Origin of the sequence: Nostoc sp. 'Peltigera membranacea cyanobiont' 210A (assembly GCF_002246015.1) — a bacterium.
Taxonomy (GTDB): Bacteria; Cyanobacteriota; Cyanobacteriia; order Cyanobacteriales; family Nostocaceae; genus Nostoc.
On record NZ_NOLJ01000010.1, the window covers coordinates 189336 to 214286 of the forward strand.

The 24951-nt window shown below is 41.8% G+C and carries 30 protein-coding genes; 12 read left to right on the forward strand and 18 right to left on the reverse strand.

Annotated elements, in window-relative coordinates:
• Positions 1 to 170: 170 nt before the first annotated feature.
• Positions 171 to 1682: a threonine ammonia-lyase, biosynthetic gene (gene ilvA, locus CDG76_RS28580; protein WP_094352236.1), complete on the forward strand. Its 1512-nt coding sequence runs from the start codon at positions 171 to 173 to the stop codon at positions 1680 to 1682.
• 127 nt (positions 1683 to 1809) lie between these two features.
• On the opposite strand, the gene CDG76_RS28585 is transcribed toward ilvA, so the two are convergent.
• Together CDG76_RS28585 and CDG76_RS38685 are read right to left on the reverse strand one after the other, a co-directional pair.
• A complete protein-coding gene (locus CDG76_RS28585; protein WP_094352237.1) occupies positions 1810 to 2850 on the reverse strand; it encodes a hypothetical protein in 1041 nt (346 codons plus the stop codon).
• Positions 2851 to 2860: 10 nt separating this feature from the next.
• On the reverse strand, positions 2861 to 3106 hold the full coding sequence (locus tag CDG76_RS38685; RefSeq protein ID WP_094352238.1) for a hypothetical protein: 246 nt from the start codon (positions 3104 to 3106) through the stop codon (positions 2861 to 2863).
• 264 nt (positions 3107 to 3370) lie between these two features.
• Between CDG76_RS38685 and CDG76_RS37765 the strand changes: the two genes are divergently transcribed.
• Complete coding sequence (locus CDG76_RS37765) at positions 3371 to 3520, forward strand: hypothetical protein (RefSeq protein WP_190241010.1); 150 nt, start codon at positions 3371 to 3373, stop codon at positions 3518 to 3520.
• A 190-nt stretch (positions 3521 to 3710) separates the two neighbouring features.
• On the opposite strand, the gene CDG76_RS28595 is transcribed toward CDG76_RS37765, so the two are convergent.
• Positions 3711 to 5189 carry a TonB family protein gene (locus CDG76_RS28595; protein ID WP_094352239.1) on the reverse strand — a complete coding sequence of 493 codons (1479 nt, stop codon included), beginning with the start codon at positions 5187 to 5189 and terminating at the stop codon, positions 3711 to 3713.
• Between the two features lie 342 nt (positions 5190 to 5531).
• On the opposite strand from CDG76_RS28595, the gene CDG76_RS28600 reads away from it, so the two are divergent.
• From CDG76_RS28600 to CDG76_RS28610, 3 genes are all read left to right on the forward strand, one after another.
• Positions 5532 to 6185, forward strand: a complete 654-nt coding sequence (locus CDG76_RS28600) for a MotA/TolQ/ExbB proton channel family protein (protein WP_094352240.1) — start codon at positions 5532 to 5534, stop codon at positions 6183 to 6185.
• Positions 6169 to 6573: an ExbD/TolR family protein gene (locus CDG76_RS28605; protein ID WP_094352241.1), complete on the forward strand. Its 405-nt coding sequence runs from the start codon at positions 6169 to 6171 to the stop codon at positions 6571 to 6573. Before CDG76_RS28600 ends, CDG76_RS28605 begins: the two co-directional genes overlap by 17 nt.
• A 339-nt stretch (positions 6574 to 6912) precedes the next feature.
• Entirely contained in the window at positions 6913 to 8847 is a 1935-nt protein-coding gene (locus CDG76_RS28610; RefSeq protein WP_094352242.1) for a type I restriction enzyme HsdR N-terminal domain-containing protein, read from the forward strand.
• Between the two features lie 2 nt (positions 8848 to 8849).
• Here the strand turns inward: CDG76_RS28610 and CDG76_RS28615 are convergent, their stop codons facing one another.
• From CDG76_RS28615 to CDG76_RS37770, 3 genes are all read right to left on the reverse strand, one after another.
• Positions 8850 to 9437 (reverse strand): Uma2 family endonuclease, encoded by a 588-nt coding sequence (locus CDG76_RS28615; RefSeq protein WP_094352243.1) that lies wholly within the window; start codon positions 9435 to 9437, stop codon positions 8850 to 8852.
• Between the two features lie 81 nt (positions 9438 to 9518).
• Complete coding sequence (locus CDG76_RS28620) at positions 9519 to 10106, reverse strand: Uma2 family endonuclease (RefSeq protein ID WP_094352244.1); 588 nt, start codon at positions 10104 to 10106, stop codon at positions 9519 to 9521.
• On the reverse strand, positions 10057 to 10230 hold the full coding sequence (locus CDG76_RS37770; protein ID WP_190241011.1) for a hypothetical protein: 174 nt from the start codon (positions 10228 to 10230) through the stop codon (positions 10057 to 10059). Before CDG76_RS37770 ends, CDG76_RS28620 begins: the two co-directional genes overlap by 50 nt.
• A gap of 110 nt (positions 10231 to 10340) precedes the next feature.
• Here CDG76_RS37770 and CDG76_RS37775 point away from each other — a divergent pair, with 110 nt between their 5' ends.
• Complete coding sequence (locus CDG76_RS37775; RefSeq protein WP_190241012.1) at positions 10341 to 10517, forward strand: DUF262 domain-containing protein; 177 nt, start codon at positions 10341 to 10343, stop codon at positions 10515 to 10517.
• A gap of 257 nt (positions 10518 to 10774) precedes the next feature.
• A complete protein-coding gene (locus tag CDG76_RS28630) occupies positions 10775 to 11230 on the forward strand; it encodes a nuclear transport factor 2 family protein (protein WP_094352245.1) in 456 nt (151 codons plus the stop codon).
• 416 nt (positions 11231 to 11646) lie between these two features.
• Here CDG76_RS28630 and CDG76_RS28635 read toward each other — a convergent pair whose 3' ends face one another.
• Complete coding sequence (locus CDG76_RS28635; RefSeq protein WP_094352246.1) at positions 11647 to 12339, reverse strand: hypothetical protein; 693 nt, start codon at positions 12337 to 12339, stop codon at positions 11647 to 11649.
• Between the two features lie 214 nt (positions 12340 to 12553).
• Between CDG76_RS28635 and CDG76_RS38690 the strand changes: the two genes are divergently transcribed.
• The gene (locus tag CDG76_RS38690; protein WP_223265429.1) at positions 12554 to 12760 is read left to right on the forward strand and encodes a hypothetical protein; all 207 of its coding nucleotides are present in this window, start codon (positions 12554 to 12556) and stop codon (positions 12758 to 12760) included.
• Between the two features lie 63 nt (positions 12761 to 12823).
• Here CDG76_RS38690 and CDG76_RS28640 read toward each other — a convergent pair whose 3' ends face one another.
• Positions 12824 to 13786 (reverse strand): orange carotenoid protein N-terminal domain-containing protein, encoded by a 963-nt coding sequence (locus CDG76_RS28640; RefSeq protein ID WP_094352247.1) that lies wholly within the window; start codon positions 13784 to 13786, stop codon positions 12824 to 12826.
• Between the two features lie 82 nt (positions 13787 to 13868).
• On the opposite strand from CDG76_RS28640, the gene CDG76_RS37780 reads away from it, so the two are divergent.
• Positions 13869 to 14030, forward strand: coding sequence for a hypothetical protein (locus tag CDG76_RS37780; protein ID WP_190241013.1), 162 nt, complete (start codon positions 13869 to 13871; stop codon positions 14028 to 14030).
• Positions 14031 to 14224: 194 nt separating this feature from the next.
• Here CDG76_RS37780 and CDG76_RS37785 read toward each other — a convergent pair whose 3' ends face one another.
• Positions 14225 to 14386: a hypothetical protein gene (locus CDG76_RS37785; protein WP_190241014.1), complete on the reverse strand. Its 162-nt coding sequence runs from the start codon at positions 14384 to 14386 to the stop codon at positions 14225 to 14227.
• Positions 14387 to 14571: 185 nt separating this feature from the next.
• On the opposite strand from CDG76_RS37785, the gene CDG76_RS28645 reads away from it, so the two are divergent.
• Both CDG76_RS28645 and CDG76_RS28650 read left to right on the forward strand, forming a co-directional pair.
• Positions 14572 to 14784, forward strand: coding sequence for a chlorophyll a/b-binding protein (locus tag CDG76_RS28645; protein ID WP_094352248.1), 213 nt, complete (start codon positions 14572 to 14574; stop codon positions 14782 to 14784).
• A 69-nt stretch (positions 14785 to 14853) separates the two neighbouring features.
• Positions 14854 to 15093 carry a hypothetical protein gene (locus tag CDG76_RS28650; protein ID WP_094352249.1) on the forward strand — a complete coding sequence of 80 codons (240 nt, stop codon included), beginning with the start codon at positions 14854 to 14856 and terminating at the stop codon, positions 15091 to 15093.
• 490 nt (positions 15094 to 15583) lie between these two features.
• On the opposite strand, the gene trpE is transcribed toward CDG76_RS28650, so the two are convergent.
• Together trpE and CDG76_RS28665 are read right to left on the reverse strand one after the other, a co-directional pair.
• Positions 15584 to 17137, reverse strand: coding sequence for an anthranilate synthase component I (gene trpE / locus CDG76_RS28660; protein WP_094352309.1), 1554 nt, complete (start codon positions 17135 to 17137; stop codon positions 15584 to 15586).
• Between the two features lie 148 nt (positions 17138 to 17285).
• Positions 17286 to 19295: a DICT sensory domain-containing protein gene (locus tag CDG76_RS28665; protein WP_094352251.1), complete on the reverse strand. Its 2010-nt coding sequence runs from the start codon at positions 19293 to 19295 to the stop codon at positions 17286 to 17288.
• 731 nt (positions 19296 to 20026) lie between these two features.
• Between CDG76_RS28665 and CDG76_RS28670 the strand changes: the two genes are divergently transcribed.
• On the forward strand, positions 20027 to 22318 hold the full coding sequence (locus CDG76_RS28670; protein WP_094352252.1) for an amylo-alpha-1,6-glucosidase: 2292 nt from the start codon (positions 20027 to 20029) through the stop codon (positions 22316 to 22318).
• Here the strand turns inward: CDG76_RS28670 and CDG76_RS39235 are convergent.
• The 7 genes from CDG76_RS39235 to CDG76_RS28700 form a co-directional block, all read right to left on the reverse strand.
• Positions 22315 to 22443: a hypothetical protein gene (locus CDG76_RS39235; protein ID WP_262984371.1), complete on the reverse strand. Its 129-nt coding sequence runs from the start codon at positions 22441 to 22443 to the stop codon at positions 22315 to 22317. The two genes, CDG76_RS28670 and CDG76_RS39235, sit on opposite strands and share 4 nt — an antisense overlap.
• 110 nt (positions 22444 to 22553) lie before the next feature.
• Positions 22554 to 23234, reverse strand: coding sequence for a hypothetical protein (locus tag CDG76_RS28675; protein ID WP_094352253.1), 681 nt, complete (start codon positions 23232 to 23234; stop codon positions 22554 to 22556).
• The gene (locus CDG76_RS28680) at positions 23234 to 23647 is read right to left on the reverse strand and encodes a RusA family crossover junction endodeoxyribonuclease (protein ID WP_094352254.1); all 414 of its coding nucleotides are present in this window, start codon (positions 23645 to 23647) and stop codon (positions 23234 to 23236) included. The genes CDG76_RS28675 and CDG76_RS28680 overlap by 1 nt, the downstream gene beginning before the upstream one ends.
• Before the next feature lie 98 nt (positions 23648 to 23745).
• Complete coding sequence (locus CDG76_RS28685) at positions 23746 to 24042, reverse strand: hypothetical protein (RefSeq protein WP_094352255.1); 297 nt, start codon at positions 24040 to 24042, stop codon at positions 23746 to 23748.
• Positions 24032 to 24328, reverse strand: coding sequence for a BrnT family toxin (locus CDG76_RS28690; RefSeq protein WP_094352256.1), 297 nt, complete (start codon positions 24326 to 24328; stop codon positions 24032 to 24034). The genes CDG76_RS28685 and CDG76_RS28690 overlap by 11 nt, the downstream gene beginning before the upstream one ends.
• Positions 24329 to 24390: 62 nt before the next feature.
• Positions 24391 to 24687: a type II toxin-antitoxin system RelE/ParE family toxin gene (locus tag CDG76_RS28695; RefSeq protein ID WP_094352257.1), complete on the reverse strand. Its 297-nt coding sequence runs from the start codon at positions 24685 to 24687 to the stop codon at positions 24391 to 24393.
• Positions 24672 to 24857 (reverse strand): hypothetical protein, encoded by a 186-nt coding sequence (locus CDG76_RS28700; protein WP_094352258.1) that lies wholly within the window; start codon positions 24855 to 24857, stop codon positions 24672 to 24674. Before CDG76_RS28700 ends, CDG76_RS28695 begins: the two co-directional genes overlap by 16 nt.
• Between the last annotated feature and the right edge of the window lie 94 nt (positions 24858 to 24951).

Below are 24951 nucleotides of genomic sequence, written 5' to 3' on the forward strand. Positions count from 1 at the left end.
GATCAAAAAGTTTCCATAACTGAACTTATTTATCTTCAAAGAATATTAATTGGTAATTTTTAGATTTTGTTCAATCAAAATTTCGAGAGAGAACAAACCAATAAAACCAGTGCGATCGCTTGTAACGTAAAATTAATTTCCATCCAGCATTTGCTAACACCTTGACGCCCATGTTTTGCGACTACCTCATCCAAATTCTGACTGCCCGTGTATATGATGTTGCCCAGGAAACACCACTGGAGTATGCTCCAAATTTGTCTGCGCGGCTGAATAATCAACTCCTGTTGAAACGTGAGGATATGCAGTCAGTATTTTCCTTTAAACTGCGGGGTGCTTATAACAAGATGGTGCAACTGCCGCCAGATATATTGGCGCAGGGTGTAATTGCCGCGTCTGCGGGGAACCATGCTCAGGGAGTCGCTCTGGCAGCCAATCGCTTGGGAACTAAAGCGATTATCGTCATGCCAGTAACCACACCCCAAGTCAAGGTGGATGCGGTGAGAATGAGGGGCGGAGCAGTGGTGTTACATGGAAACACTTATGATGATGCTTATAGCTATGCCCGTGAATTAGAAGTAGAAAAAGGATTGACTTTTATTCATCCCTTTGACGATCCCCATGTAATTGCTGGACAGGGAACAATCGGGATGGAAATTTTACGGCAACATCAGCAACCCATCCATGCAATTTTTGTGGCAATTGGAGGGGGCGGATTAATTTCTGGGATTGGGGCTTATGTGAAACGGTTGCGTCCCGAAATCAAGATTATTGGTGTTGAACCAGTAGATGCTGATGCCATGTCTCAATCACTCAAAGCCGGACATCGGGTGCGCTTGTCCCAAGTGGGGTTATTTGCTGATGGCGTAGCGGTGCGGGAAGTAGGTGAAGAAACCTTCCGTTTATGTCAGCAGTATGTAGATGAAATTATTTTGGTGGATACAGACGATACTTGCGCTGCAATTAAAGATGTGTTTGAAGATACGCGATCCATTTTAGAACCAGCCGGTGCATTAGCGATCGCAGCTGCCAAAGCCTACGCCGAACGAGAACAAATCGAGGGACAAACCTTAATTGCTGTCGCCTGTGGTGCAAACATGAATTTCGATCGCCTCCGCTTTGTAGCAGAACGCGCAGAGTTCGGCGAACGCCGCGAAGCAATCTTTGCAGTCACAATTCCAGAGCAACGGGGAAGTATTCGCCAGTTTTGTGAATGTATTGGCAACCGTAATCTGACGGAGTTTAATTATCGTATTGCCGATGAAAAAACAGCCCATATTTTTGTCGGCGTGCAAATTCAAAATCGTGCTGATGCTGTCAAGATGGTAGAAACCTTTGAAGCTCATGGATTTGAAACCCTTGATTTAACGGACGACGAACTAACTAAACTACATCTGCGGCACATGGTGGGTGGACACTCTCCGCTAGCTAACAATGAATTACTCTACCGTTTTGAGTTTCCCGAACGTCCCGGCGCATTGATGAAGTTTGTTACTTCCATGAGTCCCGACTGGAATATTAGTCTTTTTCACTACCGCAACAATGGCGCAGACTACGGACGAATCGTTGTTGGTATCCAGGTTCCCCCCCACGAGATGGAAGATTGGCAAGCCTTTCTCGATCGCCTGGGCTATCGCTATTGGGATGAGAATAAGAATCCGGCGTACAAGCTGTTTTTGGGATAGGGGAGTGGAGAAGAAGCAGGGGGGCAGGGGGGCAGNGCAGAGGGGCAGGGAGGGGGAGAATAATAATAATTACCTCTTTCCCCTCTGCTCCCTGCTCCCTGCCCCTCTGCCTCTTCCCCATGCCAATTTAACGAGAACTCCCCTTCAATATCAGATTTGAGTCCCAAGTATAGAAGCCGATTTGATTAGGAACCCTAGCGAATCTACCTGTGCGATAGCCTCTAGATAGTTCATTCAGCACTTTATTTTTGATCTCTCTAGTTTGCTGAGAATCTAGTTCTCCATAAATTCCGGCGATGACTTCAGCAACGCTGAAAACTTTACCTGGATTTTCTTCCAACAGAGAAGTGAGGGCGTCAATTAAGAATTGACCCTCAAAGGCTTTGAGCATCGGTACTGTTTTTGTCGGGGGAACGAAAGGCTTCTTGTTTTTGTTCTTGATATTTCTAGAAGCACCATTACGATTACTTGGGGCTACCAAACTTAAATCCAGAGTATAACAACCTGGCTCATCGGGAATAGTTACCCAGTAATTCCTTTCTCTGCCTTGGGTGAGGGAAGATTGCACTCTACCTTTAACTACTTTGAATAGATTGGAATCTAACTCTCCATAAAGCGATCGCACGATAAAATCGATATGACAAACAGTACCTATCTGTTCTTGCAATAGCTGTTTTATGGCTTCCATTCGCGAGATAGTGTGCTGATACTGAGGTAGCATCGGAATTTCCACTACCTTCGTTGAACTATCGTTGTTCTCTAGGGCGATCTTTGGATCTGTTGATGTCGTTTGAGATTGACTCTCTTTTGTATCAACAGCAGCAGAAAAAGAATTATTTATCTCAAATCGCTCTGAGTCTTTTTGTACCGACTCTAAAGATTCCACCAAGTTGATTTCGCTGATGTCATCAAGGGGTGATAAAAACCGCAGAGAACTTTCCCCAGAAAGATTTGAGGTTTCATCAGTTGCCGTTAATCTTGATATCTGCTTGTTGGTATCAGAAAAAGACCAGTTAGACAACAACGCTTCTACATGATCCAGCTGCGATCGCGCCTGCACAAAGAGGCGTTCGTACTCTTCTGTCAGGCGAGCATAATAGTCTCGTAATTCCAACAGTGGTGAGAGAAAGGTTCCCGGAGGCGGTTCTAATTGTCCATTTTGAGTCATAGGGCTTTAATCAATTTAAATCGATGTCACTTTTATAAGACATTGCTCTGGGTTTTGCCTTGTGAGATGCTGGCTGGGATTTCTTAGGCGCTTGGGGAGGGCGACATCTCTCACAATATAAAGGTCGAGGGCCGAAAGTCTCGCGTTTTGTCAGATCGTTACACTCTTTACAGACAAACTGGAAAACACGAGTATGAATCTGTCTTTTGTGCGCCCTGACAGTATATTCCCTAACATCAATGAATTTACTTGCCATAATCAGGAATTGTGAATTGCCGACGTTATCAATGTCCTATCAATATAGCTATTCAAGCAAATCAAACCGCATCAGTGTGTGTTTATGTAGAAGTTTTATTCAAATCAGTGAATTTGACATCTAGACATAAAGTGCAGATGAGCAACTTGAGAGTTAGCCTTTGACTATTCTCCCAGCATATAATTGGTGATGAGCAAACACTACTACCATTCTTTAAGCGTAGGCGATTTACATTGCCCCGCTCATAAAAGTTGGTAGGAGAAAGTGCAGGATGATTTACTTCCACTACTATTGATTGATTGGCAAATCAAGCGATCGCCAGTGTCTCTAATAGCCCATCATAAAATTACCGCACTCCTAGCCCCTCTTCCTCATGCTAAATGGGTAATGCTTAATGGAGCCATTTCTGTCTAAAAAACAACCGCCTCCTAAAACAGGAGGCGGCGATCGTTGTTAATCGAAGTATGATTCCAATAAGTTTGATCCCTCTACTAGTAGTATGTCAAGTCAACTTCACGGGGTCAATAAGTTCGTAGTCAGAACTTTAGTCCTTTGTTAAGCGCTCAAGCACTTATTACTAACCCATGAATTTCAACTTGACAGACTACTGCTGACTGGGAGCAGCAGGTTGTGATTGAGGTTGTTGGCGTAAACGACGCAAAGAGTCCCGCAATTTATTCTGGCTAGCGTTATCTCTTCGCCGCCGCCGATTTGTGGTTGCTTGTGGCTTTTGTGATGAATCGGTAGTCGTTTGCTCGCGCCGGATGCGGCGTAGGGACTCTCTTGCAGTTCCTTGAGTACGAGTTGTTCTAGCTTCAGATGATGAGTTTCTCGCAGGACTTTCTGCTCTTTGAGGTTCCAACCGTCTACTCAATCCAGATATTGCTGGTCTTGATGCGGGTGTCAACTCTCTGCGCCTACGTCTTGGAGTTTCCTGTGTGGAGTTAGCAGCCGTTGTCTGTTGGGTTCTCTCTCTCTCTTGTGCTTGTCTTTGGGTTTTCCGTTCTTGAACTTGGCGATATCGCCGTGAACCTTGTAGAGCAAATTCAGTGGCTATAGATACCCCTTGTCTACCACCTTCTGCGGGTTTTAATTTCCATTCACGCGCTTGTCTCTTGGTTTCTTCATCCAAGTCGCGGTTTCCACTAGAGCGAGCAATCCGCACATTAGTAACATTGCCTTCTGCATCAGTATCTACAGCTACTTCTACTCTGCCTTCAACTCCTCGCCGTCTTGCGGCTTCTGGATACTTGGCATTACATTCACGGCAAGCTGCACGACCATTACCATTACCTGAACTGTTAATTTTTGGAGGTGTTGGCGCTGTTGCTACTGTCGGACGGTTTCCTACTCCGCTACCAATTCCACTGCCAGTACCACTGCCAGTGCCACTACCAATGCCGCTACCAATTCCACTGCCAGTGCCACTACCAATGCCGCTACCAGTGCCACTACCAGTGCCAGTGCCAGTACCACTGCCAATCCCACCGCCAGTGCCACTACCAGTACCTCCACCAGTGCCAATACCGCTACTTGTACCTACAGCAATACCACTACCTGAGCCTAAACCAACACCAGATCCCCCGCCACCGCCACCGCCACCCGCTGAACTTGCTTTGGAATCTTCAGACGCAGCTGATTGTGGAATGGGTGCAGATTTCACAGGTACTTCTGGTACCGATCGTGGAATAGGTGCAGATTTCACAGCAACTTCTGGCTTGATAGCAATTGCTTTTGGCGGCGTATTTATCGGCTGTGGCTTCTGAGGCACTGCTGTAATCTGTTCAAATTTTTCTACTGGTGGAGTTTCTATAGGTTGTTTTTGGACAACTTCTGGTTCTTTTTTTATTTCTTCTGGAATCTCTGCAATTGGTTTCTCTGGTTCCGCAGTCGGAGCATCCACGATCGCGACCTCTATAGGTTCTTCTTCTCCTGTGGGCACTCTTGTCAAATAATTACTTACGCCAGAAGACAGTACGCCGATATGCAGCGCCAGTGAACCTATTAGACTGTAAGTCAGAAAAGACTTGAGAGCCTCAACTTCTTTGGAACGTTGCTCGACAGTAATGCCGGAAAAGCTCATAGCTATTGCTACCTATTCTCACTAATTAAGCTATCTTAGAATGCAAGGTTACAAATATCAAGTAAACAATTCAAATTATTTGCGATCGCGTTACAGAACCCCGAACTAGCACGAACATCTTTTTGAACCACCAGTATCATGGCTTTTGGACAAAATTAATTTTTATTGCAATTAAATTAAATTAATTTATGTAAAACAAACGAACTAGTAAATAAAAATCATGAGCCTTTCATTTGAAAAAATTCTCATTATATTTTATATTTTGTTGAGAATAAGTTTCAGCTTTTCTCTAGATTCTGGTAGTCTAATTTTGTATTGTGGATGACGTTATAGAGGCACTACATGGGAATTCAAAATTTGTTTGCAGCAGGCGGTGTGGTCATGTGGCCCCTGTTGGCGTTTTCAGTATTGGGTGTGGCACTGATCGTTGAGCGGATCAGGTTTTGGGTAAGAATCAATCAGCGTCAAAGCCGTGTAGTGCGAGATGTTTTGAATCTCTACCGTCTTGATAATGTTGTCGGTGCAATGGATAAACTTCAGAAAAACGCAGATTTGCCACTCGCTCGGATTTTTCTGGCGGCTTTAGAATTAGAAGAGCCAAATCCAGAGGAATTCCGTTTGGCCTTAGAAAGTGAATCGCAAGCTGAGATACCTGTACTCAAACGTTTCCAAAACCTTTTCGAGACAATCATTAGTCTTGCCCCACTGTTAGGTCTTCTCGGCACAGTATTAGGATTGATAGCCTCCTTTGCTTCCCTAAATCTTGGTGATGTGGGAGGTAGTAAAACGACAAATGTTACGGCTGGGATTAGTGAAGCCCTGGTATCAACTGCATCAGGATTGATCGTTGCTATATTCATACTCTTGTTTGCCAATACCTTCCGGGGATTGTACCAACGGCAAATTGCACTAATTCAGGAGTATGGTGGACAGCTAGAATTACTTTACCGCCGTCGCTATGAACGAGGAGAAAAAACGTATGCGTCTACCAGATGAACCAGAACTTCCGCTACAGATCAACATCGTGCCGATGATTGACGTGATTTTTGCAATTTTGACATTTTTCATTATGTCAACTCTGTTTTTAACGCGTTCAGAAGGTTTGCCAGTAAATTTACCGAAGGCTGCCACCGCTAAACAACAGCAAGTTCCCACTAAAATTACCATTACGGTAGATGAAAAAGAACAGGTAAGCCTGAACCGTAAACCAATTGCAGTTGATGATTTAACAGCACAAGTGCGAACCTTAGTTGGTTCTAACCCAGAAGTATTAGTGATTATTAATGCTGATGAAAAAGTTGATTATGGTCGGGTGGTGGCGGTGATGGATCGGGTACGTCAGGTTCCGGGAGCTAAATTAGCGATCGCTACCCAAAGAGAATAAATAGATATATTGGGCATCAGAAGTTCAGAGAGTCAGGAAAATTCTATATTCTGACTCCTAACTCCTTCTTGTCTAATAGACATCCCCAGCAATTTATTATGCGTTGGCCAAAATCCTTGTTATACACAATTCATTAATTTTGCCTACCTGATTTTCACCAGATGTTTAATTCTAACGGCAGTAACTTTTATTAATGTAGGTTTTGTCAAGGTTAAATTTCAGCCGAATGGTTCCATTCTAGTATCTACAATCACGACATAATCCAAACTGACTTGATAAATTGCTAATTACACGAACAAAATAGGCATAGCAAATTTATACAAGCAGGTAGATTATCTGATGACTATTCCAGAGTCAATTAAAAAATTCATTACATGGATACAAGGTTTTGACCATCGTGTTTTACAAAATGAAGATGATGTAAAAGAAAAGTTTATTTTGCCCATGTTTCGCTATCTCTGCTATCCAGAGAGATGTCATCGTGAATGCTCTTTGAAAACATATCAATCAGAAATCTACGCCAAAAATCCAGAAATTGCTCAGATTTATTTTGCAACAGATGATGTTAAAAAACACAATACAAATACATCACTGATTTTTGTAGAAGCTATAGAACCGCAAAAAACTAAGTTAACTGAGGCTATTGAGCAAGCTAGATTTTATAGTAATCATTTTAATACACTATTTTTTATTGTCACCAATGGATGTGAAATCAAGGTTTTTCAGCGTCTACATTACAATCGAGAAGAATTAGTATTTGATTTAAACATAGATAGCTTAAAAAATAACGATATTGCCTCAAATTTTTATAACAAACTCAACTTTGATGTAGTTAAAAATATCGATAAAAACACAGCCAGTATTTTGACATATACTAAATTTAACTTAATAGAAAACTTAATTTTACGCAATCCAGATTTACAGTATTTTTTAGAAAAATGTGATTTTGAGCCTTCTATAACGCTAGAAGGCTACCACTTAGTTGTTGTTAAACCAAAAGTAGCGATCGCCTGTAATTTACCCAAAGCTTTTGGAGAAGGTAATTGTCAAATAGAATTCAGTAGTATTCTTTTTAAAGGTTTAAAAATTCACTTAAATCATCAAGATATTTTAGGTCAATTAATGACAGGATTACATACCCAGCCAGATTGGGGTTGTCGTAGTTTTTTGAAAGCACTAGATAAAGATAATTTTACAGTAAATTTAGGTCAAATAACAGTCATTTTATCAAAATTAGAAGCAACAGACTTGTGTTTGTGTGTTGATGAAATTTGTCAGAAATATCAAAATTTAATAATTGAATTTGAGAATGCTCTAGAAACATGGGATTTTAAATTTGTAAAGTTCTCAGAAGTTCGCGGTTTTATACTATTTTCTGTAAGACAAGAGTTATGGGAGTTGATGCAGCAGTTTGCTAAGGAATTTGATTATAATAAAGGTAAGTCAGAATGGCATCTATTTCATAGAGAAAATATATCAATTCGAGTCAGTCGAGGAATTCGCGACCATACATTTATCTTCCCCAAATTTGACAGAGATTTATCTTTATTACCTAGCAATCAAGTTAACATACTCTACGAAATAAATGATATCAATTTACAATCTATTGAAGTAGCTCAATTTGGCTTGTGGCAGCAAGATATTGGAGTACGAGGAACTTGGACAGCTAGATATACCAAACAGTGGTTATTAGATAAATATATTCTTAAGGTTATTAATTACTATTCAGAAACTTCTCAATTATCTGAAGCTGAATTGCTAGCAAAAATAACAAATGACAAAAGGGAACGTGCGCTGATTAAAGAAATTGATAATATTAGAGATTTAGTACCTTATCTTCGTGACATACAATCTTGGCTACATATTTATGTGGAAAATATTGCAGCTTCGCTATTGAAACCATATTACCAAGCCTATACAAATTTAGTGCGTAACACAGATTCTTCCATAACAGGCATAGACTATATTTTCGGAAATTTGCGGCGAGTTGAGTGGAAAAATACGCCAGAAGAAAATTATAGCAATTCCACAGACTGGAAAAACTTGACTTTTAAATATGCTATAGATTGCTTAGATCGGCAAGTAGTAAAAATCAATAATAGTGAATACGAGAATAGTTTCAAGGCAGATTTAATCACTCGGATATTTATTTGGATTATAGAAAATGGTAGAATATCTTTTTCACAAGCTCAGTTAAGTGCTGCTAAACAAGCTTTAATCCCACTTTGGGAACAAAGTCGTTTTGAAATGCGCTATATCTATCCTAATGAATAAAATTACATAATTTGCTGTAAATCCAACGCAAATCCAGGAAGTATATTTTCTCCAGATAAACTAGCAGGATTGTCTAATATTTCTACATCTTTACCTGGACGATAAATTTCTACTCGCTTATTTTTCCGATCAATTAACCAGCCTAATTGAGTGCCATTTTCGATATACTCCTGCATTTTCTCTTGCAATTCTTTCAAGGAATCAGTACGAGAACGCAACTCTACTACAAAATCAGGACAAATTGGGGCAAATTTTTCTTGTTGTTCTGGGGTTAAAGCATTCCATCGCTCAATTTTCACCCAAGAAACATCAGGAGAACGTTCTGCACCATTAGGTAGGGTGAAACCAGTTGAAGAGTCAAAACCTTTGCCTAATTTAGTTTGTTTATTCCAGATTCCTAATTCAACAACCATATCAAAGTTACGGTTGCCAGTATCACTACCTGTAGGTGGCATAATTAATAATTCCCCTGATGCTGTGCGCTCAAATCGATAATCGCGGTTTTTCTGACACATCTGGAAAAATTGATCATCACTTAAGTCGATTTTCAGTTTGAGGATTGAAGGTAAGGCAACTGTAGTAGCGTTCATAGACTTATCACGACATCTTACTTTCTGGTTTAGTGGTGTGGTAAATTTTATTTCGTTCTCAGTGCTTCTTAATCAAGAAAGCTACATAATCTGCTGTAAATTTAATACAAATCCAGGAAGTACATTTTCTCCAGATAAACTAGCAGGATTGTCTAATATTTCTACATCTTTACCTGGACGATAAATTTCCACTCGCTTGTTTTTCCGGTCAATTAACCAGCCTAATTGAGTGCCATTTTCGATATACTCCTGCATTTTCTCTTGCAATTCTTTCAAGGAATCAGTACGAGAACGCAACTCTACGACAAAATCAGGACAAATCGGGGCAAATTTTTCTTGTTGTTCTGGGGTTAAAGCATTCCATCGCTCAAGCTTCACCCAAGAAGCATCAGGAGAACGTTCTGCACCATTAGGTAGGGTGAAGCCAGTTGAAGAGTCAAAAACTTCGCCTAAATTAGTCTCAGAGTTCCAAATATCTAATTGAGTGGTGATCTTAACATTACGTCTGCCAGTGTCACTACCTGTAGGTGGCATAATTAATATTTCCCCTGATGGTGTGCGCTCAAATCTATAATTACTATTTTTCTGACACATTTGGAAAAATTGCTCATCAGTCAAGTCAATTTTCAATTTGAGTGTAGAAGGGAAACTGGTTGTCGTAGCGTTCATAGGCTATTCTGAGCATCTTACTTTCTAGTGTAGTGCTGTGTGGGGTGCGATCGCTGCCAGGAGATAATGGAGTGCGATCGCACTTTACACAACTTGCAACAAAACGTAAGGTACGAACACACACATGTGTAGTATAAGTGATACGATTACATAAATAATTATTGGCAAAAAGTCAATTTTCAGATATTGTATTCAGAAATCAGGGAGGAGTTCTATATATGCTAAGGATATCTTATGAGTAGGACAATTAACTTCCAAACTATTTCTTGGTTTTGGGATCTCTATAATAGAAAACTTCTTGAACTTGATCCACCTTATCAAAGACGTAGTGTTTGGAATCAAGATTATAAAGATTTTTTTATTGATACTGTACTTAATGGCTATCCTGCACCTGCAATATTTATATATTAGGAAATTACTCCTGAAGGAGTATCTAAGGTTAGCATAGTTGATGGAAAACAAAGATTATCTACTTTGTTTGAGTTTGCAAGCAATGAATTTCCTGTTTAAGAAAAAGCTACAATTGAAAGATTTCGCGGTCAATATTAAGAAATATTTTGCCTTTAACAACTTAGTTTTTAGCAAAAGCGATCGCAATGCAAAGAACTTCTGGTTAAATTTTATTAATGCTCTATAAGCTTAATACTTTAGAGGGTAGAAAAATCTAGATGCTTTGGTTATCTCAATGGCTAGTGTTAGGAACTATATTTGTTAGCTTAACTTTTAGCACACCTTTAGTTCCCAGTCAGTCTATGAACCAACAAAATATGCAGATATTAATAGAAAAAGCTAAAGATGCATGGGTTGCTCAAGATGTCGATGCCCTTGCACAATTGTTTACAGTTGACGGGGAACTAATCGTGCCTGGTCAATGCTGGCGGGGGCAAGAAAGAATTCGAGAAGGACTTGCCAATTTTAAACAAGAGTATTCAGATGTCAAAATAGACATCCGGCGGATTATCATTGGAGAAAATCAGGCAGCAGTAGAATGGTACTACGAAGATACAGAAAAAGCGACAGGTCGTCGTAATAAAGCTGATGACGTAATTGTTGTAGATTTTAAAGATAGTCAAATTAGTCGTTGGCGTGAATATTTTGACACACAAACGCCAACTAACAGATAGTTACATTAGCTGTGAAACTGCAATAGCCTTAATTTATTTTGAATCAAGGATATTCGAGTATCAAAACTAACTTGTAACGTAAAAAACACAAGACGTTTACCACCTCAGACCGCTCTGATGAAGAATTTAACCTTCCTTAAGTGATAGTAAAGTGGAGGAAGCGATAAAAACTCCACACCGTCAAGGATTTTTATTGATTTACACTGTTCAAACATCTGCGATCGCTCTCCTTCGATGTCTGATATTGGGCCACAGCGGCATAACACCCATACAGTACTCTCTGTTTTCATAAACTAGAATAGCTGACAGTTGGGTGAAAAACTCTCTCTCTCAAGTATAAACACTACCTAGTCAAGAGATATAGCTATATTGTTTATACAAACTTGTCTAAAGTAAGATTTTAATTCTTTATAACTTTAGCTGGTCATTTGACGCCGTTGGGACTGTAGTTGGTTAAACTGCTTTTGTTGTGGTGTTAATTGGTTGTAATCACTTGAAGATTGCATATCCCATTGTAATTCTGCTAGTAACAGTAAACTAACGGTCATAATTAGCCCCGTTGAGAGAAACTGCATGACACCGCAGTACGGTAAAACTAAAATTCCTAGCAAATGAATAAACCCCATCAAAATAAATGTGCGCGAACGCATTCCTACCCCAGTGCAAAGGTAGCCGATGGCACTTAATCCTAACCACAGTGGACACAAACGGATCAACACCTCTCCCCATCCCAAAAAAATGCTCAAATCGGTCAAGATTAAACCCATTAAGATTAAAATCGCCCAGCTATAAACAACCCAGCGTAGCTGTTCTACAGTTGCCCAAAACCAAGTTAAACTTACCATGCCAGCTGCACCCAATAAGGTAAGCACTGACCACAAAATCGCTTGGCTACTCCAGCTAATGGGTAGAAACTGAGCGGTTACGAAAATTCCAGATGAAATTAGTCCCCAGAGAATAAATGCTTGATCGACGCGAGTATAAAACTTTGAAAAGAGAGTGAAATTTCCAAATTGGTAGTTGAGACAGACTAGACCTTGAATATCTTGAAAATCTAGCTCTTGCTGTTTGTCACGCAGGAGAGGTTCAGAGGAATTGAAAAAAGTCATTGATAATCTATTACTCTTGGTAGATGAATAAATTATTACTCTATCCAAAGATATATTGTTATTTAAATATAAACAAGTAAAGAATAGTTGAGATGCTCTTGAGCAAGAAAGGTTCTGGAAGTCAATACTACTTATTCTGACTTCGTATACTCTGAGACATTATAAACTCCGCACTTACCTTAAAACTATTTAACAATCTTTTAAAAGATCCCTGATGAATCGGTTGTTTTCAATAGCGATCGCAACATTAAGATACCAAGTAAGGCGCTATCAGTTTCTTTTGCTTAACCTGGATTTCTCACTTGTGAGAAATCCAAGGGGTGTGGGAGGATGGGGAAGAAGTCTTACCCCCCACACTCCCCACACTCCCCACACTCCTCTTCCCCCTCTACTTACACTATGCGTGAGAAATCCGGGTTAAGCGTGGCGATGTCTACGACGGGCTACGCCTCATCCACGCTTAAGCAGCAACTAATCTAGCCCTCTATTTACGTACTAGGTTCAGCAGTTCTTTAGGAGAAGCCAACAAGTCAATCGCTACAAAGAAGATTTTGCCTTGGGGATCTAGCAAAAAGCGCCATGCAATATTCATGCCCACACTAGCACCGAACCAAGGGGTTTGGACTTTGCCTGTAACTTTAACTTGGGTATAGCCATCTTCTACAGGCTCAGATACGCCGCGCTCTGGGAGCATCTTCAATCCCTGGCATTCTTCACGCATATAAGCGCGAATTGCGTCTTGACCAACAATTGGTCTTTCAAAGGGAGGTTGCAAAGCACCTTCGGAACGAAACAGAGAAACCGCAGCATCAAAGTCATTGGCATTCATATTGTTGATATAGCCAAGTACCGTAGGATTGTTGATGCCCTCAATGGTGACTTTAGTCCGAAATGCTGGTGCAGTGGGAGGAGCTACCGGCTCTGAGACTTTTTTGTAACTACCAGGAGCATTCGGATCGAATCCCATGCTAATTACGGTATTACGTAGGATGGTAATTTGTTGACCTGAATCTGCATTGCGGATGGCTTGTAACACATCGGCAGCTTTAGGAGAAAGCTTGTAACCTGGTGGGATTGGAGCAACGATTCCCTGAGCCATCCATTCTCCTAACTGATACCAAAAGCCCAACTTGATATTCACGGTGAAGGATGCATAAGAACGGCACAGAGGAGTGTCAGCACGGTTAGCCAAATCGTACATGACTTGCGTTTGAGCCTCAAAAGGCATCTGCTTAATTTGTTCGAGTAAGCCTTGTGCAAGGATCATGTTGGCTGCCCCAGGAGCTGCAACTGTAATACTTCTACCCATCTCGGTATAAGCAAACCAAAGTAATGCTAGTTGATCTTCAGCATTGAGCTTAGAGAATGATTCGACGACGGTTGGAACAACGTCAGCAACTAGGGTGCCGGGAAAAATACTTTGAGCCGACTGGATGGTAAAAGACATAGCAGAAATTCCAAAAAGAAAATTACAGTTCTACCGAATGTGAAAAATCAAATGTGCAAAGACCGAGGAGAAATGCGTTCAATTGTTAATAAAGGCACTCAGTAGTTTTGGCATCACTAGAAAGCCTGTTGTAGACATAGATAGCTCTAATAAAGGCATAGTGATGCTGTTGCCGTTGAGTTTAGATACTTGGCAAAGCACATTGCAGCCTCAACTGCATAGTTATTTAGAAAGCCTTGATTAACGGTGGTTTAACGCATTGATGCTGTTTTTGTATCTTTATGTAAAGAAACATAACAAGTTCGTTACAAATAAGCAATACCTTCTCAGTTATATATTGATAATTTATGCTTATACAAAAAATAAGTTTTGCTGATGTTCAATTTAATGCAATTGGTACTTTTGTGTGGATCAAATTTCCATAATCCTTAGCTGTACCTATTCGCTATCAAACATCACGAGCGTCACAGGTACTGTCAATATGGTTCGGTTAAGATTTTTTGATGAAAATTCTAGATCGCTAAAGATGCGATAAATCATCACAAAGCGATAAATCGCCGTCTCTACAATAATCAGTCTTTCGTCCTGACGGCGATTCATCGCGTCTCTTGCCTGAACCGAACTGTATTGAGCCGACTGTAGACACGCCTAGTTCTTGTACAAATCCGAAATACCCTACTCACTTGGTACGGTTCCCACTACCTTTATTTATATGTCAAGTAGTTGCACAAAATATTTACAATAGTTAATATTCGTTTACAGAGAGCAAAAACAAAGAGTCAAAAATGGCAAGTAAAGGCTTTACCATTAACGAACGCAGCAAACTCAACAGATTTGCGATTGAACCCAAGGTTTATGTTGATGAAACTCCGCAGATAGGATTCACCAAATATGCCGAAAAACTCAATGGGCGTTTGGCAATGATTGCTTTTGTTTCACTCATAGCTGTAGAAGTTATCACTGGAAACGGTTTGATTGGATGGCTAACCAGCCTTTAAAGAAGACACTTTGAGATTTCTTAATTTTCTTTACTTGACGAATAAAGCAATTTAGAGGCAAACTTACTTATGAAAACTGATTTTGATTATCCCAAAAAGGATTTGATTGGACCCGTTGTTTTTAGACCTGCTTTCAACAACTTTGAGATTATCAATGCAAATCAAGCCTGGTCATTGTTTTTTACTGTCGGTCAAGATGACAAAGGACTGGGACAAGAAATTGAGTTTGGCAGACTTTTCACTAACCTTTTAATTGCCATTGGAGTAACTGGAATTATTTGGGCGATTTACTTCAGCCAATTAGGATGAGTAAGTTTGTTCATTTCTAGTGTGTAGTAACTTCAGTAGAGGTCTTGGATTTGGATACCAGGACTTCTTTTAAATTTTCAATTAAGTTTAAAAAACTCTGTTTAGCTTTGGAAAAAGTTTGATGTTGATTGGATTTATAAAGCTTCCCAATTTGTCACGGTATTGTGGATACGTGGGCTTAGAAGTAGCACAAATTGTTTCCAAACATCTTGCTGTTCAAAATAAAACCTATGTAATTCAAAATAGAAGGGTATTGATACATCAACTTTTAAAGTCTGGTCTGGATGCTCATACCGCAGATCGAACTGTTACTGTACTTATATCAAGCCCGATTTTACAATTAAGCAACAAAAACCAGTGTGCAATTAATTGTATGCGAAAGGAACTATACAAAAAGTAAAAGGGATTGGGGTTAGGGGAGAGGTGACAGGTTACAGAGAATAATCTGTACCCTCTAACCTTTACCCTATTCCCTTCTTCAGTCACTACTTCAACGCAAACAACGAATCGCCTCTAATAGACCTCTAGCTTTATTCAGCGTCTCTTCGTATTCTTTTTCTGGCTCAGAATCAGCTACTAAGCCTGCACCAGCCTGTACGCTGACAGTACGATCGTGTACTACCATTGTGCGAATTGCGATCGCAGTATTTAATTGTCCTTCAAAATCGTAATACCCATACACACCAGAATAAACACCCCGACGACTAGACTCTAACTCGTGGATAATTTCCATTGCCCTAATCTTGGGTGCGCCGCTTACCGTACCTGCTGGGAAGCTAGCTTTCAGTAAATCCCATGCTGTTTTACCAACTGCTAATTTACCCACAACATTGCTAACAATGTGCATTACATGGGAGTAGCGCTCAACCACCATTAACTCATCAACTTTGACGCTACCACTCTGACAAACACGCCCCAAATCATTCCGCCCTAAATCCACAAGCATCACGTGTTCGGCAATTTCTTTGGGGTCTTGGAGTAAATCTTGAGCAAAGGCTGCATCTTCCTGAGTAGTTTTACCTCGCGGACGCGTCCCAGCAATTGGGCGTACTGTCGCTATTACTCCACCATCAGAATCGGTTTCGGCTTTCACCATCACTTCAGGACTGGAACCGATAATTTGCCAATCTTGGAAGTTAAAGTAAGCCATGTAAGGCGAAGGATTTATCTGACGTAGCGACCGATAAAGGGCAAAAGGGTCGCCTGTGTATGTTGTTGATAGTCGCTGGGAAATTACTACTTGAAAAATATCACCTGCTTTAATGTAATCTTTCGCCTTCTCAACGCTGGCACAAAAATCAGGACGGGTAAAATTACTCTTATACTCCTCTGCGCCTCGGTCACTGAGCGTAGCCGAAGTGCTGCTCTCCTGCTCCCCTGCTCTCCTGCTCCCTGGCGGATTCCATTCCAATCGAGTTTTTTCCGGCGATAGGGGTAGAGATAGCTTTTCGAGCATTTGGGTGACGCGATCGCCAGCTTGTTGATATGCTGCTTTCAAATCTACATTCGGGTCGCGTAAATCAGCATAAGCGATCGCCCAAATTTTCCGCTTCACCTGGTCAAAAATCAACAGGTGGTCTACCTGCATCCACAACCCATCAGGGATATTTCGCTCATCTGGTGGATAAATTGGCACACGCGGCTCAATCCACTGGATCAATTCATAGCCCCAAAACCCAAACAAACCGCCAATTCCTGGCGGTAGCTGTGGTAATTTTACTGGCTTATAAGGTGCTAAACATTCGGCTAAAGCTGTAAAAGGGTCGCCAGCAAAAACCACCTGCGAACCATCGCGGTTTTTCTGAGTAGTGCGATCGCCCCTTGCTTCCAAAACCCACACCGGATCGCAGCCCACTAAACTATAGCGTCCCAGCTTTTCCCCACCTTCGATGGATTCCAACAAAAAGCTATAAGGCTGACCCGCACAGACTTTATACCAAGCAGATACGGGCGTATCTAAATCTGCCACCCATTCTTGATATACCGGGACGAAGTTGCCTTGTAGAGCTAGTTGAGAAAATTCGGAGAAATCGGGGAATACCATAAATTGCTTAGGGATGGGGCATGGGGCATTGGGCATGGGGNCTCCCCGCCTGCGGGGAGGGGAGAATTTGACGTAAGTCAAAGGCGGGGTGGGGTTCTTTTTTTGATTTATGCAAGAAGTCTAATGACTAATGACAAAGGACTAATACCTATTTACTCTTGACTTTTGTCCGCTTTTCCTCTTGGCTATTCTGAACAATCGGGATGGTGAAGTGAAACTGGCTACCCTGGTCTTTACCAGTTGACTCTGCCCAAATTTGCCCACCCCAGCCATTAACAATTTGACGGCAAATTGCTAAACCAAGTCCAGTGCCGCCAGTAGTGCGGCGCAGCGCTCCTTCTTCTTGATAGAAGCGGTCAAAAACTACTTCTAAACGATTTGGTTCAATGCCGCGTCCAGTGTCAGCTACAGTCACCTCTACCATTTGACGGCTGTTGTAAATCGCTTTAATCGTGATTTCTCCTTGGGGCGGCGTAAATTTCAAAGCATTGTCCATGAGTTTTGCCAGTACCTCGACTAGCCAATCACCATCTGCTCTGACTAAAGGTAGGTTTTCGGCAATTTGAGTCTTGATTTGGGGCGGCTTTTCCATTGAGGAACGCGTGCGATTTCGGCTGAGTGCTAAATCCACACATTCTTGTAAGGTGAGGGATTCTGGATGCCATTCCACCCGGCCGCTTTCCAAGTTGGAAAGTGTGAGAAAATCTTGTACCAGTTTTCGCATCCGCTCTGAGTCGGAAAGAGCGGTGTTGAGCATCACCTGCTGCAACTCCAAAGGCATATCCGGCTCGGTAGCGAGACTTTCCAGGCACACTTGAATTGTGGATAGGGGAGTACGCAGTTCGTGTCCAGTTATGGCTATGAGGTTGCTGCGAGTGCGGTCTAGGGCTTCTAGCTGCTGGTTAAGTTCTTCTAGGTTAGCGTAAGCCTCCGCTTGGATGAGAGCTGCTCCTACTTGGGTAGCGATCGCTTTTACCAAATCCAATTCCCCAGGTTGGCACTCGTGCGGTGGCATTCGGCAGTAATGTAACTCCACAATCCCCAATAATCGCCCCTGATAGAATACTGGTTCCATCAGCCAAGAACGAATGGCAAACTTTTTGGCGATCGTGGAAAGTCCTGGCGATTTGGTAACGCGGGGGTCACTCAGCGTATCGCTCACACAAACACCTTCGCCTTGTTCTACGATGTCCCGAAATAGGGAATTTTTCTCTAACTCCCAGGTTTGACCGCAAACAGATAAAACACCAGGCGTCAAAAACTCGTGTTCAATTATGGCTTGGCTATCTGTGGCTTGAGCGCGGTAAATTAAACAGCGACAAGCTTCTAGGTGTTGCCCTAATTCTTGTGCCGCCACTTGGAGAACTTCGTGAGGATCTAGCGATCGCCGAATAGCAGTACTAATTGAGTTGACTAATCGTTCTTTTCGTGCCTGGGCAGCAATAGAACGGTAAGCTTTGTGCAATTTGTACTGACTAGCTTGCAAATAAGTTACTAAGCGCTGCACAAAGGGATCTGTATCAATATCACAGGCATACTCGTTTACCTGTTCGGCTCCAGAGTAGTTTCGCGGCTCCCCGATGCCAAACCTCTGACGTGCCTCTTGAATTTTATTTGTCAGTTCTGGTCTGTAAACCAAAACCCTATCTAACAGTAATTCGGCGGCTTTCAGGCTAGCTCCTCTTTCCGATGTCCAAATTCCCTCAAATCTTCGAGCTGTGTCTATATCCAGATTAGGGCTTAGTTCCGGTAGTTGGTTGTTTTTGGCAAGAGAACCAAGGTTTTCTCGGCAAACCAGACAAGTAGCATAATTGTCAGCAATCACTACCAAATGCCACTCCTGACTTAAACCATCCGTTGGCTCAAAAGCCACTTTTTCGTAGTGTTCCGAACTGTTGGTGAAATCCGTCTCTGGAGCAGATAATACGTATATTTGATTACTTCGCAAAGCAAGTCGCTGGTAGCGATGAGCTTCTTGGCGGTAAAATCTCTCTCGCTGAAAACTAGCAATTACAAGGGGTTTCGCTAAAGTCGCAGCCAAAACTTGATCTTCCATCGCGTGGGAGAGCGCCGTTAATGAAGCCTTAAAATATAGCTGGGGCCGCAAGTAGGGTAGGGACTTTAGCAGATCACTCAGCACAGAAGTCGAAATGCTCATGAATTATTGTTAAACGCTCAACCTCGATCAGATCCACGTCACAGCTGCATTGTACAAATTCCAAGGGACTCTCAAGTTAAATAGACAGCTGCAATATGTAAAGAACGCTAAAAAGCGCTTTTCGCCAAAGCAGTCGCAACACTTCGTTACCAACTAGGAGGGGTACATACAACTTAATTGGTTGATTGACAACCTACTACGCCCAATATACATTCTTGACCAACTTTGCTATGTGCCTGCATAGGCAAAATCTTTCAGGAGTAGATACTAAAATACTAATTATTGTATGGTTTTAACTACTGTGTTAACTAATAATCACGAATCATTGATTGCATAGTCCACGACTAAGACAGGGAATAGGCAGTGAGGATTAGTATATGGCGGTTCTCGCTTGAGTAGAGGTATAAGAACCCCCTCACTGCAAACAAGGAGGGGACTATGATGTAATTTATATGATTAGAAAACGCTATAGTTCAATTACTTGAAAAGGGCTGTAAAAGCAGGGTGAGATAACTGACCGGACTTCCGCACCTTTTGTCTCTCTATGATACGATACGCTACTATTTTTTTGCACTGTGTATCTTGACACAAATCTTACTTTTTTCGACCTAAATAAATTTAGCTGCTCTGTCCCAAAGCAAGAAGGTATTTCTTCTTTACCCCTCTGCCCCTCTGCCTCTTGGGTAAGAGACTTCTACTCAAAAATAGACCCATACACGGAACTTTGACTAATGACACCGGATACACTCATGACCCCGGAAAAAATTTTCCTGGATGGAAAAACTTTTATTCCTGCCGAACAATTACCGATCCCGGAATGGCCTTGTGTTGTGGCTGAAAGATCGCAACCGACACTGACGGTTAAAGATGATGATTTATTTTTTGTGACAGATACTATCGGGAATATTTCTGGCTGTTCCCTCAACGATGGCAATCCCAGTATGGGACTGTTTTGTTGTGATACGAGATTTCTGAATCGCTTGGAGTTACAAATTGAAGGGCGATCGCCTGTACTCCTCAGTAGTACTGCTGAGAAAGGTTTTTCACTCTCAGTTTTGTGTACTACCCCCAAAATCGACGATCGCCTGAAAGCCGAGACTATCGGAATTCGCCGAGAAATCGTGCTGAATGGGGCACTATTTGAAGAAATAGAAGTATCTAACTACAGCACAACCACTGTCAATTTTGAACTAAGTATCAGTTTTGATGCGGATTTTGTAGATTTATTTGAAGTCCGGGGCTATGACAGAGAAAAACGAGGTCGGCTTTTACGTCTAGTAGAACCGACGACTGAGGAAGGAACATTTTCTCACGTCGATGGTGTTGCACCAATACCTAAAGAGCCATCTACCTCTAGGGAAGAATCCTTAACACTCGCCTATCAAGGTCTGGATGGCTCGGTGATGGAATCTCGGATTCTATTCCAGTATCGCCAACCAGACAATTTCAAGGGTTACACTGCGGTTTGGCAGCTTGAGTTGGCTTCTCACGAAACTCAAAAGCTGGGCTACCGAGTGAATATGTTGAGAAACAACCAGTCCAGTTCTACTGTGAGCGCCGCCACTACCTTAGGACAGGCAAAAGCTGCTGAATTGATGGAGGAGCAAAACTGGGTACAACAAATTACCCGCATTAGCTCGGATAAGAGTACCTTCAATCGAGTGATTGAGCAGGCTGAACAAGATATGTATTTGTTGCGCCAATCTTTTGGTAAGCATAAGACTGTTTCCGCTGGAGTGCCTTGGTTTTCGACATTATTTGGGCGAGATTCGTTGATTACAGCTTCCCAAACCCTGATGTTAAACTCGCAAATCGCCAAGGAAACTCTGATATTACTGGCGACATACCAAGGTAAAATTGACGACGAATGGCGCGAAGAAGAACCGGGTAAGATTTTGCACGAGTTACGTTTGGGAGAAATGGCTCGTTGTCAAGAAATTCCCCATACACCTTACTACGGTACTGTTGATGCCACTCCCTTGTGGCTGATGCTCTATGCCGAACATTATGCTTGGACTCACGATGGAGAACTCCTAGAGCAACTTTGGCCCAATGCTCTAGCGGCAATGGATTGGATCGATCGCAATATCAAACAAACTAGTTACCTCAGCTACTTCCGTACATCGAAACGCGGTCTTGCTAACCAAGGTTGGAAAGACTCTGGCGACTGTATCGTAGACCGCAAGGGAGAATTAGCCAACGGCCCAATTGCCCTTTGTGAGGTACAAGCTTACGTCTATGCTGCAAAAATGCGCCTAGCAGAAATAGCTAGGATGAAGAAGCGGCTAGATTTGGCAGATCGTTGGCAAGAAGAGGCGAGAAATCTTAAGGTTCGGTTTAATCAAGATTTTTGGGTAGAAGATCAAGATTTCTGCGCTCTGGCTTTGGATGGAGAAGGCAAGCCAGTAGACAGTATTACCTCAAATCCTGGTCATTGTCTGCATTTGGGACTCTTCACAGACGAAAAAGCTCATAGTGTAGCAGAACGGTTGCGGGCACCAGATATGTTTAATGGTTGGGGCATTCGGACTCTAAGTAGTTTGTCACCCGCTTATAATCCGATGGGTTATCACATTGGTTCGGTTTGGCCCCATGATAATGCTCTGATTGCAATGGGATTGCGATCGCTCGGTCTTATCGATCAAGCCTTAGAAATATTCCAAGGTTTATTTGACATGACTGAGCAACAACCCTATCAACGTCCTCCAGAACTTTTCTGCGGCTACGAACGGAACGGTGATAATGCCCCTGTGCAGTATCCGGTTGCTTGCACTCCCCAAGCTTGGGCTACGGGTAGTGTTTTCCAACTACTGCAAATGATGGTCAACTTGGTGCCTGATGCTCAAAATAATTGCTTGCGAATAATCGACCCCGCTTTGCCAGAATCGATTAATCGCCTGTCATTTCATAATTTGCGAGTCGGCCCCACCATCCTCGATTTGGAATTTGAGCGTTCTGGGACTACGACTGCTTGTCGCGTTGCGAAAAAACGGGGCAATTTACGGGTAGTTATCGAAGCTTAGAAAGCTAGTAGGGAGTAGGGAATTAATTTACTACTCCCTTTTTTCTGATTGGTGCGTAGGCATAGCCCGTTGTAGACATCGCGCACTGCCATCCACTGCAACAATCCAGTGTTATACCAATTCACTAAAATTATGAAACAGATGTAAACCCTAAAAGGCAAGTATCTCTAAGTTTTTTAATTGCGAATTGCGTTAGCGTAGCGGGGCGAAGCCCATTGCGAATTGTGAATTGGTATTAGCCTGCTTCATCGCCAGTGTGCAGAGTTCTTAAAAGCTGCTCTATAAGCTCGATCAATTCATATACATAATTTTGCGTAATTTGTGTAGTTTTGAAGCCATGAGCAATAGAATTACGTAATGGGAGTGCATTCATTAGTAACTGATACTCGGATTTTGAAATTACACCTTCAGTTACTAATTTATTTACTAAGTAGCGTGGATCAAATTTTTTTAAACTTAGCTCTTCCTTTTGGGCAATAAGTCTCAAAGTTGCTTCTACCAAAGACCAAGAATATAGGATAGCTGATTCTGGATGTTGCATTGTAAGTTGCTTTGCTACTTGCAACTGTGATTCTATTTCATGTTCTTGAAGAGAAGTCTCTGCTTTCAGAGAATACGTTGTATCCTCTGGGTTGGTCATTACTAATTCAAATCTCCAATCAGGATGTTTTTCTACCGCTTGAGCTAAATTACCTAAATATTGATTAGAAGAAGAGTTAAGTGAGGAGCGTGACTTAACTTCAATAACTACATTTTCTTTTCCCCTACGTACTATCATGTCAGGGCGATAGTGATTAAGGAAGTCAGGCAAGTCTTCTGGATTTGGATGAAAAAAAACTTCGTAACCTTTTTCACGATACTCCTGTGCTAGTTTCAGCAATCGCTCTCTTTCTAAGTTTGCGGTTGGAGTTTCCATCAAATAATTACCTCCTGGTTAGGAGCATCAATTACGACAATATATAAGAACTCATTGCCACGAGCAAAACCTTCCGCCAATGTCGAGGTCATGTTTTCTATTCTAAAGTTACTTGACAAATTCCTCTTTCTAACTAAGAGATCGCTTACTTGATTATCATCGACGTAGGCTAATCCTTTAATTGCATCTTGAATAGGCTTCACTATATTGTCTACATCCATTTTATCGGAATCATAGAAATAGGTTATCTGGAGCATAACCAACCCAGTAGCTGTTTTTTGTTGCGAAGACCAGTATTTTTTAGCCTCTTGTAGCACTGTCTTTTTCCAATCTTCAAGCCGATTGCCCTTACCACGCTTACGAGTCTGTTGTGATACTGGTGGGCCATCTACTATGAACTCAAATCTGGTCAATGCATTTTTAAATAATAGATCACAGGTTATTCTATGCTAGTAACCTCGAACACAAGCAGATAATTCCCGCTATTCATGACAGAGGAATGCTACCGTTACTAACTGTTGCTGCGTCGCTCAGTAACTTCGCTGAGTGCTTCACGAATTATCTCATCACTCACACCATGCCGTTTCAGACTTGCAATCAATGTTGAAACAGCATCACCCTCAAGTCGCTCAATATCTGCTCTAAGTCCTTGTCCGATGTAAGCACGAACTAATGGCTGATAACCAAAAAACCCTAATAATGGTGCTACTCGCTTCAAATCTTCAATCACATCTTCGGGAATGCGAATTGTGATTGTCGTCATTGGACGATTTTTATCGAGTCGCTTTTTTAAAACTTCAGCTTTCATAGTATTCACGTTCCTTGCGCGTCGCTTTCCGAGCCGAGATGATCCGAATCATGTCGTTTTCACGCTCAATGTAGACGACGTATAAAAGATTCCATCGTCTGTCCAAGCCAATCACAGCATCTCGCTCCTCATCATTTCGGCTTGCATCAATCACCACCAGAAACGGATCGAAGAAAGCTTCTACGGCTTGCTGAAATGTTATGCCGTCATGATTGCTAGGATTAATCCAAGCTTTCTCCTCGTTCCAAACGAAGGTGACACCATTAAGCACGAAAAACACATCCATACCTCATAGTCTAGGCAAGATGTATTTACGTTGTCAATACGTTTTCTTGTAAAAACTCACAGTTACAATTCAGGACTGAATCTTGATGCGTGCCAGAACCTTGCAATGCTCACCTGTTTTTTGGCTTCGTCAACCCGATAAATAATGCGATACGGCTTTAGGATTAACTGGCGAATGTTCGGCTCATCAAATTCTGAAACCTTTTGCCCCTTAAATGGAAATTGGCTTAGTTCTTTCGTTTTTGCTAATAAGCGCTTACCAAGCTCTCTGGCAGCTTCAGGATTATCTTGAGCAATGTACCGAATGATAGTCTCTAAATCTCCAACTGCTTTTGGCGAGAGAATTACTTGGTAGTCCATGTATCCATTATCTGCTCAACCTGCTCAATTGGAATCCCCTGCCCTTGGTCAATCTGGTCAAACCCTTCCCGTATAGCTGCAATAAACTCAATTTTCTGAACAATTTCTCTTAGGGTTACATCCTGGGGTAAATGTTTTACCAACTCAATAACGGCTTCTTTGTCACTCATAGCAACTTAAACCTGCGCCAAGTGGACAACACAATGTTAACTTACCAGCCTAGCGATGCGATCGCCTCAAATTTCAGGATGGGAATAAATTTCT